A 13,634-nucleotide genomic window follows, 5' to 3' on the forward strand; every position below is an offset into this window, starting at 1 on the left:
TTGTAATTGTAAAGAAAAGGCAGACTCGATTCAGGAATCTGCCTGTGACCACAGTTTAATCTTCAAATTTTTCATGATTTTTTTCATAGAAATCGATTAAACCAAGAGCTGTTTCAAATGAAATATTTTTAACTTTTGCGCGTCCTTGTGCTAGAGCAATGATAGACATTTCACGCGCATTCGTTTCTTTAGAGATACGGTAGCCTGTGATTTTCTTATCACGAACCCAGCCAACAACTGCTTCTACTTTTTCAAAGTTCGACTTAGCCATGTTCTTCTCCTAAATTATTCTTTACAATACTTAATTGTATACGTTTTTATTTCGTTTGTCAATAAAAAAACATATATTCGTTGCAACTATATTATTCTGCATATTTTTATTTGGCTTTTAAAGCCGATAATATATGAGTTCTTATGTCCTCGACTCCATTAGGATTTGCTGGTAGGAAGATTGTATTATTACCCTCTTTATCTGCAAAATTATTCAACGTATCTAAATACTGGTTCGTTAATAGGATAGACATGATTTGTTCTTCAGTTAGCTCAACATTGGCTCCCTTTAACTCTTGGATAGAATCAGCTAGTCCGTCAACAATTGCTTTACGCTGCTCTGCAATCCCTACACCATGTAGGCGATCTTTTTCTGCTTCAGCTTCTGCTGCGGTCACGATTTTAATCTTATCTGCTTCAGCAAGCTCTTGCGCCGCAACTCTCTTACGTTGAGCCGCGTTAATTTCATTCATTGATTGTTTTACTTCAGCATCAGGTTCAACCTTAGTAATCAGCGTTTTGACAATGATATACCCATATGTAGACATTTCTTCAGCCACTTGTTTTTGAACTTCTAAGGCGATTTCATCCTTCTTCTCAAACAACTCATCTAGGGTTAGCTTTGGTACAGATGAACGCAAAGCATCTTCTATATAGGATTTAATCTGGGCTTCTGGACGCATCAATTTATAATAAGCATCTGTGACATTATTTTCATTCACTCGATACTGAGTTGCCACATTCATCGTTACAAATACATTATCTTGCGTCTTTGTCTCTACAACAATCTCACTTTGCAACAAGCGTAGTTGAACTCTTGCTGCAATCCTATCAATCCCAAAAGGAGCTCGTAAATGAATACCACTATTGCTCAACTTTTGGTATTTACCAAAGCGTTCTATGATAGCGACAGATTGTTGTCGAACCACATACACAGAACTAACCATAATCACTGATGCAATCACCACTAAAAACAATAAAACAAGTAAAATTTGTAAAACCATGGGAATCTCCCCCTTTCGTCACCCTCATTATAGCACCATCATTACCATTACGCAAATAATATGATAATAATTTTATTTTAGCTTAAACTAGCATATTATACAACGTTTCGTTCCCATTCAAATTAATATAAGATGGGTCAAACTTTTCCATTCGATGAATCAAGCCAGCATAATCATGCTTATTGGCAAGAGCTACCCCAATCAATACAGGACCTGTCCCCTTGCTTGCTCGTTTGATATATTCAAAACGAGTGATGTCATCATTTGGCCCTAAAATATCATTTACAAACTCTCGGAGAGCTCCAGGACGTTGTGGAAAATTCACTACAAAGTAATGCTTGATTCCATCGTAAATCAAGGCACGTTCTTCCATCTCCGGCATACGGTTGATATCGTTATTTCCTCCAGAAATGATACAACAAATCGTCTTGCCTTTGATATAGTCTGATAAAACTTCCAAGGCTGCAACACTGGCAGCTCCGGCTGGTTCTGCTACAATACCTTGTTTGGAATAAAGATCAATCAAGGTTTCGGAAATCAATCCCTCGTCCACCCCAATCAGCGTTTCAACATTCTTACGAGTCGCTTCATAGGTTAATTGTCCAACCTTCTGTACGGCTATCCCATCAGCGAACTTATCAATTTCTTTGAGTTTAACTGGTCCCCCAGCTTCAAAGGCAGCTTTCATAGAGCGAGCACCATTAGCTTCTACCCCGATCACTTCAATAGTCGGGTTGGTTTCCTTAATATAAGTAGAAACACCGGCAATCAATCCGCCACCACCTACTGGTACAAGTACTGTATCAAAATCAATAGACTCTTTACGGGCTTCTTCAAGAATTTCATAGGCTACAGTCCCTTGACCAGCCTGAACATGCGCATCATCAAAAGGATCGATGAAGGTGCGGTTTTCTGTCAATGTAAATTCTTGTGCTGCCTTAGCAGAAGCATCAAAGGTATCCCCAACCAACTTGATTGTCACAAACTCTCCACCGAAAAAGCGAACCTGCCCAATCTTTTGTTGCGGTGTTGTGATGGGCATAAAGATCGTTGCAGGAATCTTCATCTCATTACAAGTATAGGCGACACCTTGGGCATGATTTCCCGCAGAGGCACAGACTACACCACGCTCGCGTTCTTCTTTTGACAGTTGAGAAATGGCATAATAGGCTCCACGAATTTTAAAAGAGCGAACTCGTTGCGCATTCTCCTTTTTGAGATAAATCTTTGCTTGGTATTTTTCTGATAAATAATGATCATATTCTAGTGGTGTATCAACTACTACACCACTCAAAACTTTGTGGGCTTTCACCACATCTTTTGCACTTAGCATTGTCTCCTCCTCAAGTACTTTTCAAGATAAAAAACGAGTTAGGTACCCCCAACTCGCCTTCTGTCTCTCTTTACAAGAATTAATTGTAGATTTTGAATGCGTCGTCGTCGTTTTTACCAACGAAAGGCATTGCTTTACGCAATTCTGCACCAACTTTTTCAATTTCAAGGTTAGCTGCTTGTTCACGGTAAGCAGTTAATTTTGGACGACCAGCCTTGTAGTCATTCACAAAGTCATTTGCAAATTTACCATTTTGGATATCTGCCAAAACAGCTTTCATGTTTTCTTTAACTTGCTCAGTAATCACACGTGGACCTGATACATAGTCACCGTATTCAGCAGTGTTTGAAATAGATTGACGCATTTTCTTGAATCCACCTTCATAGATCAAGTCAACGATCAATTTCATTTCATGAAGAACTTCAAAGTAAGCCAATTCTGGGGCATAGCCTGCTTCTGTCAAGACTTCAAAACCTGCTTCGATAAGGGCGGTCAAACCACCACAAAGTACAGCTTGTTCACCAAAGAGATCTTCTTCAGTTTCTTCTTTGTAAGTTGTTTCAAGCAAACCAACACGAGCTGCCCCAACACCTTTACACCAGTCCATAGCAATGTTTTTAGCATTTCCTGTTGCATCTTGGTAAACTGCGTAAAGAGCTGGAACACCAAATCCTTCTTCGTAAGTACGACGTACCAAGTGTCCTGGTCCTTTAGGAGCACACATGAAGACATCTACATCTGCAGGAACTTTGATAAATTCAAAGTGGATATTGAAACCATGAGCAAATCCAACTGCATTTCCAGCTTCCAAGTTTGGAGCGATTTCTGCTTCGTACAATTCTTGTTGGATTTCGTCTGGTGCCAAGATCATGATAACGTCAGCCAATTTAGTTGCTTCTGCTACTGTGTAAGTGTCAAAACCATCTTCTTTTGCTTTGTCAAAAGATTTACCTGGACGCACACCGATGATGACATCACGACCTGAATCACGCAAGTTTTGCGCATGCGCATGTCCTTGTGAACCATAACCGATTACGGCAATTTTTTTACCGTCAAGCGCTGCTACTTTAACATCTTTTTCGTATTCCATTTGAACTGCCATAGTTTTTCTCTCTTTTCTATTTTTATTGCCTTATAGGCTGGTTTAACAAATTTATGCTGGATTTTATACTAAGAGTATTAGTCGCGGGTAAATCCAGTTGCACCCGTACGAGCGATATTTTTAATGCCGTATGGTCGAATCACTCGCAATAAAGCTTCACTCTTTTCAGCATTTCCCGTCATCTGGATGGTGATTGAGCTTGGAGCCACATCTACTACCGTTGCACGGAAAGGTTGGATAATGGCCAAGATTTCTGCACGCTTCTCAGCAGGAGCAGATACTTTTACCAAGATAACTTCTCTTTCCAAGTGTGGTTTATCTGTGATATCTCGAATGCGAATCACATCAATCTGACGATTGAGCTGTTTAATGATTTGCTCTACTTCATCATGAGAAGCTACATCAATAATGATGGTGATGCGAGATACATTGGGGTTCTCTGTCGCACCAACTGAGATACTCTCAATATTGACTTGACGACGAGAAAGGACACCTGTAAAACGATTCAAAACTCCTGAACGGTTTTGTAATCTAGCTGTTAACATTCTACGCATGGAACTGCACCCCCAACATCTCATGATTGCTCTTACCAGCTGGTACCATCGGTAATACCTGTTCCTTACGAGAAATATCCACCTCGATAAACATGGGCACATCCTCCAGAATGACTTCTAGATCCTTCTCTATCGTCTCTGGATTATCAAATTTATAGTTTTTGATGCCGTAGGCCTGTGCCATCAGCTGGAAGTCAGGAAGTGTATCAAAGACTGACTCGGAAGTTCTACCCTCATAGAAGGATTCCTGCCACTGACGAACCATTCCTAGTGAGTGGTTATTCAACATGACAACCTTAATCGGCACCTTGTAGATGTTTAGGATAGCTAGTTCCTGGTTAGTCATTTGGAAGCCACCATCACCGACAAAAAGGATAACTTCTTTTTCTGGATTGGCAATCTTGGCTCCAATAGCTGCAGGAACTCCGAACCCCATGGTACCCAAGCCACCTGAAGTGACTAACTGACGCTCATTTTGGTAAGGATAATACTGAGCTGTCCACATTTGGTGTTGCCCTACGTCTGTGACAACAATGGCATCCCCATTTGTCAACTTACCGATGCGTTCAATAACGGCCTGAGGTTGAACCACACGTTCTTTCTTATCATAAGAACGAACTCGATTCTTGTCCTTGGTGACTTTTTCAATCCACTTTTCAGTATTGTTATGAACAGTTGGTTCTGCCAGTAGCATCTGCAAGGCTTTCTTAGCATCCCCAACTACAGGAATATCTGCACTGATAATCTTACCAATCTCAGCTGGGTCAACATCGATATGGGCAACCTTAGCATTCTTCGCGAAGGTCTTAGGGTTCCCAGTCAAGCGGTCATCGAAACGGCAACCAATACTAATCATAAAGTCCGCTTCCGTCATTGCAATGTTGGCTGCGAAAGAACCGTGCATGCCTCCCATCCCTAGGAAGAGCGGATGACTCGTTGCAATGGTACCTTGCCCTAAAAGACTAGTGACTACTGGAATTTGGTAACGTTCAGCAAATTCATTGAGCTCCTTAGAAGCTTCCGCATAGCTGATACCACCGCCTGCTAACAAAACAGGTTTCTTGGCTTTTGACAATTGCTTCAAGATTTTCTTGATTTGCATGTCATTTGGATCAAGCGTCGGTTGGTAACTTGGTAAATTAACTTCTGGCGAATAGATGAAATCTGTCTCTAGAGCTGATACATCCTTGGGCAAGTCAATCACAACAGGACCTGGACGACCAGTCGTTGCGATATGGACAGCTTCCGTAATGATACGAGGAATATCTGCTGTCTCACGAACTTGGTAATTGTATTTGGTAATGGGCATGGTAATCCCCACGATGTCTGCTTCCTGAAAGGCATCTTTCCCAATCCCAGCTCGCGCAACCTGACCTGTAAAGACCAAAAGGGGAACGCTATCGCTCATGGCATCTGCAATCCCTGTAATGGCATTTGTTGCTCCCGGTCCACTCGTGACGACGGCAACGCCCAACTTTCCAGTTGATTTGGCATATCCTTCAGCTTCGTGCAAACAACCTTGCTCATGGCGTCCTAAGATGTGGCGAATACCTTTAAAATTGTATATCGCATCATACAAAGGTAAGACTGCACCACCAGGATAACCAAAAATAGTATCAATCCCTAAGTCCCGAAGTGTTTCCAAAACTAGGTCCGACCCCGTCTTAGGAGATTCTAAACTGATTTTCTCCATTGTTCCCCTTTCTCTTCTCTTAAAAAAATAGCTTGTTACTATCATACCATTTTTTCAAAAATTTTCAAGGTAAAAGAGTCAATTTTCTGAATTTTCTATCTAAAAGTGTTTTTATGAATCTTTTCCTCATTTTTATTAACTTTTCTACGGAATTAGGAACCTGTATTTACTTTAATTTATCAAATTAGAATATTTTCTTTCTGGATAGAATTAGTATTTTTCTCACTTAGCGATCAAATTCGTATACTATATTCAGCAAAAATGAATAGTTAAAGACAAAAAAAGGAAGCCACTAAGTGACTTCCTTCTAGAGTGAGGACTGATTAGTCTTCACCTTTGTTTTTCTTAATGATTTCTTCTTGTACTGACTTAGGTACATCTTCGTAGTGGTCAAATACCATCATGAAGGTACCACGTCCTTGAGATGCAGAACGAAGAACTGTTGCGTAACCGAACATTTCAGCAAGTGGAACGTAAGCACGAACGATTTGGCTGTTACCGTGAGCTTCCATACCATCTACACGTCCACGACGAGCAGTTACGTGACCCATAACATCACCAAGGTTTTCTTCAGGAACAGTGATGGTTACAAGCATCATTGGTTCAAGGATAGCTGGTTGTGCTGATTTAGCAGCTTCTTTAAGGGCAAGTGAAGCCGCGATCTTGAAGGCAGTTTCAGATGAGTCGACATCGTGGTATGAACCATCGTAAAGCTTAGCTTTAACGTCAACCATTGGGTAACCTGCAAGAACACCGTTAGCCATAGATTCTACCAAACCTTTTTCAACCGCTGGGATAAATTCACGAGGAACCACACCACCGACGATTGCGTTTTCGAATTCGAATCCTTTACCTTCTTCGTTTGGAGTAAATTCAATCCATACATCACCGAATTGACCTTTACCACCAGACTGACGTTTGAAGAATCCACGTGCTTGAGTAGAAGCGCGGAATGTTTCACGGTAAGATACTTGAGGAGCACCTACGTTCGCTTCCACTTTGAACTCACGACGCATACGGTCAACAAGGACGTCCAAGTGAAGCTCACCCATACCTGAGATAACTGTTTCACCAGTTTCAACGTTTGTTTCAACGCGGAATGTTGGATCTTCTTCAGCCAATTTTTGAAGGGCGATACCCATCTTATCTTGGTCAGCTTTAGATTTTGGCTCAACCATCAATTGGATAACTGGTTCTGGAACGTTGATTGATTCAAGGATGATTTTAGCTTTTTCATCTGTCAATGAGTCACCAGTTGTAGTATCTTTCAAACCAACGGCAGCAGCGATATCACCTGAGTAAACAGTGTCAATTTCTTGACGGCTGTTAGCGTGCATTTGAAGGATACGTCCGATACGTTCACGTTTACCTTTAGAAGTGTTCAATACGTAAGAACCTGATTGAAGAACACCTGAGTATACACGGAAGAATGTCAAACGACCTACGAATGGGTCAGTCATGATCTTGAAGGCAAGAGCTGCGAATGGCTCTTCGTCAGATGCTGGACGAGTTTCTTCTTCGTCTGTATCTGGGTTGATACCTTTGATCGCTGGGATGTCAAGTGGGCTTGGAAGGTAGTCGATAACCGCATCAAGCATCAATTGAACACCCTTGTTCTTGAAGGCAGAACCACACAATACTGGGAAGAATTCAACGTTGATAGTTGCTTTACGGATAGCAGCTTTCAATTCTTCGTTAGTGATTTCTTCACCTTCAAGGTATTTCATCATCAAGTCTTCATCAGTTTCAGCAACTGCTTCCACCAATTTTTCACGGTATTCTTGAGCTTGGTCAAGGTATTCAGCTGGAATATCTTCTTCAAGGATATCTGTACCAAGGTCGTTAGTATAGATTTCAGCTTTCATCTTGATCAAGTCGATGATACCGCGGAAGTCATCTTCAGCACCGATTGGCAATTGGATTGGGTGTGCGTTTGCTTGAAGACGGTCGTGAAGTGTGCTTACTGAGTAAAGGAAGTCAGCACCGATTTTGTCCATTTTGTTGGCAAATACGATACGTGGAACTCCGTACTCAGTTGCTTGACGCCAAACTGTTTCAGTTTGAGGCTCAACACCTGATTGTGAGTCAAGAACAGTAACCGCACCGTCCAATACACGAAGAGAACGTTGTACTTCGATTGTGAAGTCCACGTGTCCTGGTGTGTCGATGATGTTTACGCGGTGGTTATTCCATTGAGCTGTTGTCGCAGCAGATGTGATAGTGATACCACGTTCTTGCTCTTGCTCCATCCAGTCCATTTGTGACGCACCTTCGTGAGTTTCACCGATTTTGTGGATTTTACCAGTGTAGTAAAGAATACGCTCAGTAGTTGTTGTTTTACCGGCATCGACGTGAGCCATGATACCGATATTACGAGTTTTTTCAAGTGAAAATTCGCGTGCCATGAGGTTTGTTTCTCCTATTTATTTTTAATTTCTATTCTATTATAACACGATTTTAATAAAAACGGATAGGCAGGACCTACCCGTTCTCAATGTTTATCTTGTTTTTGTTGGTTTCAACTTGTATACAAGTTGAATTGAACTCAGGCTAAAAGCTCAAGTTAACTGATTTGAACCCGAGCGAGGCCCGGTGCAAAAAAGATAAACTGCTTTGTGTTCACGGAACACTGCACCAGTTTCCTATTTTTGCCTTGGGCCTTTGCCGCTCTTAGTATCATTTTATTACCAACGGAAGTGTGCGAAGGCACGGTTAGCTTCAGCCATACGGTGAGTGTCTTCACGTTTCTTAACTGCTGCACCAGTGTTGTTCGCAGCATCCAAGATCTCTTTTGCAAGACGGTCTTGCATTGTGTGTTCACCACGAAGGCGAGCGATTGTTACCAACCAACGAAGTCCAAGTGTTGTACGGCGTTCTGGACGAACTTCAACTGGGACTTGGTAGTTAGATCCACCAACACGACGTGCACGTACTTCAAGTACAGGCATGATGTTTTCCATAGCTGTTTCAAATACTTCAAGTGCATCGTTTCCAGTAGCTTCTTTGATTTGCTCAAAAGCACCGTAAACGATTGAAGCAGCTGTACCTCGTTTACCATCAAGCATAACGCGGTTGATAAGACGAGTAACTAGTTGTGAATTGTAAAGCGGATCTGGCAATACGTCACGTTTTGGAGCTCTATTTTTACGACTCATTTCTCTTTATCCCCTTTCCTTATGCTTTTGGACGTTTAGTACCGTATTTAGAACGGCCTTGTTTACGATCGTTAACACCTGCAGTATCAAGTGCACCACGGACGATATGGTAACGTACCCCTGGAAGGTCTTTTACACGTCCACCACGAAGAAGCACCACGCTGTGCTCTTGCAAGTTGTGTCCGATACCTGGGATGTAGGCAGTAACTTCGATAAGGTTGCTCAAACGTACACGAGCGAATTTACGAAGGGCAGAGTTAGGTTTTTTAGGTGTCATTGTTCCCACACGAGTTGCAACACCACGTTTTTGTGGTGAAGAAACGTTTGTTTGAACTTTTTTATGACTGTTGTAACCAACGTTCAAAGCTGGTGATTTAGATTTTTCTACTTTTGATTTACGCGGTTTGCGAACCAATTGGTTAATTGTAGGCATCTACATTCTCCTGTGTTTTTTTATTTTTGGTGATGATACACTTGGTGACAGCTACCATCTGTGTGTACTTTTGCAACATTTGTCAGCACGTCCCTGTACACTTTTGAGAGACCAAAAGTAAAAAGTACCGTCTATTATTGTAACACATTTTTTCTTTCCTTGTCAATATTTTTTTCGTTTTTATTCCGATCTTTTAACTCTTTGACACTAGTTTTCACCGCTTTTCTAAACCAGAAAAGGAGGCAATTTGCCTCCTCCTTTCTAGTATGGTTTTCCTTTGATTCAAGTTGTCATTTCGGAATTTTTTACCCCTTCTTATCAAAGCCAACCAGATTCTTTTGCAATGTTGGCTGCCTCTGTTCGATTACCAGCATCTAGTTTCGAAAGAATATTGGTGACATAGTTTCGGACGGTTCCATTTGATAGATAGAGTTGGTCTGCGATTTCTTGGTTAGACAAGCCCTGAGCGATTCCCTTTAAAACAGCGATTTCTTGCTCTGTTAACGGATTGGGGTGCGTCATCACCACTTCCATCAATTCAGGCGAATATTCCTTACGTCCTTCAAGAACAGTGTGCAAGGTTTGCATGAGGTCTGCAATGCTTCTTTCTTTTAAGACATAAGCATCCACTCCAGCCTTGACCGCACGTTCAAAATAACCGGGACGCTTGAAGGTCGTCACCACAACTACCTTTGTTTCTAGCTTTTCTGCTCGTATCCACTCCAAGACTTCGAGGCCTGTCTTAACAGGCATTTCTACGTCAAGGATGGCGATATCTACATACTCCTTGTCTAGGAGCTGGATTGCTTCTTGGCCATCCTTGGCTTGTAGGACAGACTCTACATCTGGTTGAAAGGTAAGCAACTGGCACATGGCATCTCGCAACATACTTTGATCTTCTGCAACAAGTAGTTTCATCTTAGTTTCTCTCCTTGTAAGGTAGTCGAACCTGCACTTCAGTCGGATGTTTCTGACTGATCACTTTTACTTCTCCTGAAAATGGAAAGACACGGTCTCGAACAGTATGGAGTTCATCTCCTTTTAGAGAAGCAAAGCCACAGCCATCATCTCTCACTGTTAGAATGAGTTCTTTCTCAGTTCGTTCTAATTTCAAGTAAGCTTTCGATGCTTTGGCATGTTTGATGATGTTGGTCACTAACTCAAGTAAAATCATGGAGGCCGTTGATTCTAATTCCTGAGTTAGGCTAGCTGTATCTAGTTGGTGATTGATTTCCGTTTCAATTCCTGCAATTTCCAGCATTTTTTTAACAGTCGCAAATTCGGAAGCAAGGGTTCTTGTTTTAAGATTTTCGATAATTGTACGAACTTCATTCATGGATTCTTTACTGATCTGATGAATTTCTTTTAATTCTTTTTCCACTTGAGGATAGGCCTGCATTTGAAGAAGCTGGAGGGCAAGATCTGTCTTCACACTCAACATGGCAAAGGTATGGCCTAGACTGTCATGAAGATCCTGACCGATACGACTGCGTTCGTTTTCAGCCAAGAAAAGATTGAGCTTGGCATTTTGTTTCATCTTTTCTTCTTTTAGCTCTTCTGCTATCCGAATTCGATAAAGACCAAAGGTCATTGCATCGGAAAAGATAAAGGTCACCAAGAAAAAGAGTAGCTGCCAGGGACTAACATGATTGACCATATAGATTCCGGTCAGAATGAACGGTTGCAAGACAACAAAACTGACAAAACGCCAAGAGTGAAAAGAAATCTCATCCAGCTCATAAATAAGGAGGTTGGATAAATAGAAGATAAACCATGTGAAACCCGAACTTAGCCAAACAGATGTATAAAAAATGTAGGCAAGCATGACCCACCAAGCCAGCCACTGCACGGTGCGATTCTGACTGATTAAAACCGAATAGAAGGCAAGTACAAATAGTAGAGTCCAGAACAAGGTTAAAAGCGGGTAATCTCCAACGATGACACCCGCTATAGGAAAGATGATAAACACTATTGAAATATGAAACATATAATGAATGTTTTTAAATTTTTCCAACATAGATTTATTTTACCTCGATCCGTTTTTTCAGTTGAATGACCAATACACCAAAGAAAACTGTATAACCTAGTACAACCAAGGCAGCAAGAATGTTAAACTCGTGATGCTCCAAATAAGTCGAGACAACCTGCATCAGTTGATAGGTTGGAGTCAGCTTTCCAATAGATTGGAGCCATTCTGGGAAGGAATCCAAGGGGAACCAGAGTCCACCTAGGACAGCCAAAGCAATATAGGCAATATTTCCAACAACCGTCATCAGTTGAGCACTGGGAAGCAAGCTCACCAAGACACCCATACTGATAAAGACCACACTTCCGACCAGCAAAATAGCACCAATTACCAACCAGTCAAGCCAAGGCAGAGTCACTCCACGGACAAAATGACCAACTGAAAAGACAACTGTAATTGATAACAAGAAAGTCAGTAGGGTACTGAACAGTTTTGATACATAATATTCTACCATAGATACGGGAGAATGTTGAATCAATTTTTGCCAGTTGTTTGTCTTATCAGACTCGAGTGTGCTTGGGATACTGAAAAAAGCACTTGACATGATACTAAAGAGCGTCATGGCAAAAAGATAGGCTTGAAGAGCAATTTCTGGAATATCTGACCCTGACATCATACCAGAAAAGATAAGGTAAAACACACTTGGAAGTCCGATGGATAGCAAGTAGTAGACTGCTTGCCGTTTCATCAGAATGATTTCCACTTTCATGAGACTTGTCATATTTTTCATCGTCAATCTCCTTTAGTCTTGAGTCGTTTCGAAGATACTGTCTAAGAGAGTTCGATTGCGAACTTCAATTTCTTCGATCATGCAGCCCTGTTCTTGCAAGACTTTCCATACCTGGCTGGCTTCTTTGGTTGTGAAGGAAAGAGCATTTTGCTTGATTTCAAGCCCTTGAATCTGGTCCAAAGTGCTGATAACTTCCTGATAAGTTAGTGGTACCGTAAAATGTTTTTCTTGTTCTTCACCACGCATGGCATAAGGTGTCGTATCCCGGATCAATTCACCCTTGTGGAGGACCAAAATGCGGTCAGCCGTATGTTCTACCTCTTCGATATAGTGAGAAGAGTAGACAATGGTGACACCATTTTTCTTTAATTGATTAACAATTTCCCAAAAATGCTGACGTGTCGAGGTATCCATGGCAGCAGTTGGCTCGTCTAAAAATAGAATTTTCGGACGACCTATTAAAGTCAACACGAAAGAGAACAAACGTTTTTGCCCACCAGACAACTTGCCCGCTAGCTGATTTTTCTGCTTGTCTGAGAATCTCAGCAAGTCATCAATTTCTTTATCTGCAAGACTGTCGGGATAAAGTGACTTGAAAAATGATAGAAGTTCTTTCACTTTCAAGCTTTGAACAACTGCATTTTCTTGAGGCAAGACAGAAATAAGCTGCTTTAATCGAGGATCTGTTGGAGCAAAGCCTTGAATGGCGACCTGACCTGAGCTCATGAACTTGTCCCCCAAGAGGCAATCAATCAAGGTTGTCTTCCCTGCTCCGTTAGGCCCGATCAAGGCGACACATTCACCATCGTTGATTTCAAAAGAGATGTTCCGCAAGATCTCCTTATCTTTTATTTTCTTACTCAATTTCTCAACTTTAATCACAGTCATGAGATTCTCCTTTCAACCACTTCATTCCCATAGGGAAAACGACGAAAATCATAAATCCAAAACCCCAAGCACCACGAATAAATTGGCGAAGCACGGTTTGGTCAAACCAACCAGTAAACATTTCCACTAACCATACCAAGAGTGACAGGCCGATAAAGAAATAGATGATTGCTTTTTTCATTCCTCAAACTCCTTTTTCACATCTCTGACCAATTTCAAACTTTCTCTGACGAGCCAAGACATCATTCCAAAGCCAGCAAAGAGCTCCCAAGGAAAATGGTAGAAACCCTCGTCCAATCCTGAAAACATGAGATAGGTCATAACTCCTGCTGCTACTAAACCCACTGCGACAATCATTTTATTTTTCATTTCTTCTTCCTCCATTTCCTACTTCAATTATAGTCTTTTGAAGTTGACGGAGCTAGATGCTTCTGTCACTAGGAAAT

15 protein-coding genes are annotated in these 13,634 nt (G+C 41.4%); all 15 read right to left on the reverse strand.

The window, feature by feature from the left end; translation table 11 throughout:
- Positions 1-55: 55 nt before the first annotated feature.
- Positions 56-271: a hypothetical protein gene (locus tag NYE79_RS08665; protein WP_001130031.1), complete on the reverse strand. Its 216-nt coding sequence runs from the start codon at positions 269-271 to the stop codon at positions 56-58.
- A gap of 106 nt (positions 272-377) precedes the next feature.
- Positions 378-1,274 (reverse strand): SPFH domain-containing protein, encoded by an 897-nt coding sequence (locus NYE79_RS08670; RefSeq protein ID WP_000244062.1) that lies wholly within the window; start codon positions 1,272-1,274, stop codon positions 378-380.
- Between the two features lie 82 nt (positions 1,275-1,356).
- Complete coding sequence (gene ilvA / locus NYE79_RS08675; RefSeq protein ID WP_000947300.1) at positions 1,357-2,607, reverse strand: threonine ammonia-lyase IlvA; 1,251 nt, start codon at positions 2,605-2,607, stop codon at positions 1,357-1,359.
- 79 nt (positions 2,608-2,686) lie between these two features.
- A complete protein-coding gene (ilvC, locus tag NYE79_RS08680) occupies positions 2,687-3,709 on the reverse strand; it encodes a ketol-acid reductoisomerase (RefSeq protein ID WP_000290683.1) in 1,023 nt (340 codons plus the stop codon).
- Positions 3,710-3,786: 77 nt separating this feature from the next.
- The gene (ilvN, locus tag NYE79_RS08685) at positions 3,787-4,263 is read right to left on the reverse strand and encodes an acetolactate synthase small subunit (RefSeq protein ID WP_001253813.1); all 477 of its coding nucleotides are present in this window, start codon (positions 4,261-4,263) and stop codon (positions 3,787-3,789) included.
- A complete protein-coding gene (locus NYE79_RS08690; RefSeq protein WP_000411746.1) occupies positions 4,256-5,956 on the reverse strand; it encodes an acetolactate synthase large subunit in 1,701 nt (566 codons plus the stop codon). The genes ilvN and NYE79_RS08690 overlap by 8 nt, the downstream gene beginning before the upstream one ends.
- A 323-nt stretch (positions 5,957-6,279) precedes the next feature.
- The gene (gene fusA / locus NYE79_RS08695; protein ID WP_000090339.1) at positions 6,280-8,361 is read right to left on the reverse strand and encodes an elongation factor G; all 2,082 of its coding nucleotides are present in this window, start codon (positions 8,359-8,361) and stop codon (positions 6,280-6,282) included.
- Positions 8,362-8,640: 279 nt separating this feature from the next.
- Positions 8,641-9,111 carry a 30S ribosomal protein S7 gene (gene rpsG / locus NYE79_RS08700; protein ID WP_000087873.1) on the reverse strand — a complete coding sequence of 157 codons (471 nt, stop codon included), beginning with the start codon at positions 9,109-9,111 and terminating at the stop codon, positions 8,641-8,643.
- A 19-nt stretch (positions 9,112-9,130) separates the two neighbouring features.
- Positions 9,131-9,544, reverse strand: coding sequence for a 30S ribosomal protein S12 (rpsL, locus tag NYE79_RS08705; RefSeq protein WP_001142332.1), 414 nt, complete (start codon positions 9,542-9,544; stop codon positions 9,131-9,133).
- A 318-nt stretch (positions 9,545-9,862) separates the two neighbouring features.
- Positions 9,863-10,462 carry a response regulator transcription factor gene (locus tag NYE79_RS08710; protein ID WP_303408101.1) on the reverse strand — a complete coding sequence of 200 codons (600 nt, stop codon included), beginning with the start codon at positions 10,460-10,462 and terminating at the stop codon, positions 9,863-9,865.
- 1 nt (position 10,463) lies between these two features.
- Positions 10,464-11,561: a sensor histidine kinase gene (locus NYE79_RS08715; protein ID WP_339293688.1), complete on the reverse strand. Its 1,098-nt coding sequence runs from the start codon at positions 11,559-11,561 to the stop codon at positions 10,464-10,466.
- A 4-nt stretch (positions 11,562-11,565) separates the two neighbouring features.
- Positions 11,566-12,300, reverse strand: a complete 735-nt coding sequence (locus tag NYE79_RS08720) for an ABC transporter permease (protein WP_049484382.1) — start codon at positions 12,298-12,300, stop codon at positions 11,566-11,568.
- A 12-nt stretch (positions 12,301-12,312) separates the two neighbouring features.
- On the reverse strand, positions 12,313-13,188 hold the full coding sequence (locus NYE79_RS08725; RefSeq protein ID WP_339293689.1) for an ABC transporter ATP-binding protein: 876 nt from the start codon (positions 13,186-13,188) through the stop codon (positions 12,313-12,315).
- Positions 13,175-13,369 carry a hypothetical protein gene (locus NYE79_RS08730; RefSeq protein ID WP_000709167.1) on the reverse strand — a complete coding sequence of 65 codons (195 nt, stop codon included), beginning with the start codon at positions 13,367-13,369 and terminating at the stop codon, positions 13,175-13,177. The genes NYE79_RS08725 and NYE79_RS08730 overlap by 14 nt, the downstream gene beginning before the upstream one ends.
- Positions 13,366-13,572, reverse strand: coding sequence for a hypothetical protein (locus tag NYE79_RS08735; protein ID WP_339293690.1), 207 nt, complete (start codon positions 13,570-13,572; stop codon positions 13,366-13,368). The genes NYE79_RS08730 and NYE79_RS08735 overlap by 4 nt, the downstream gene beginning before the upstream one ends.
- Positions 13,573-13,634: the final 62 nt, after the last annotated feature.

The sequence above is a fragment of the Streptococcus sp. FSL W8-0197 genome, from assembly GCF_037963785.1.
In the GTDB taxonomy this organism is placed as follows: Bacteria; Bacillota; Bacilli; order Lactobacillales; family Streptococcaceae; genus Streptococcus; species Streptococcus oralis_CQ.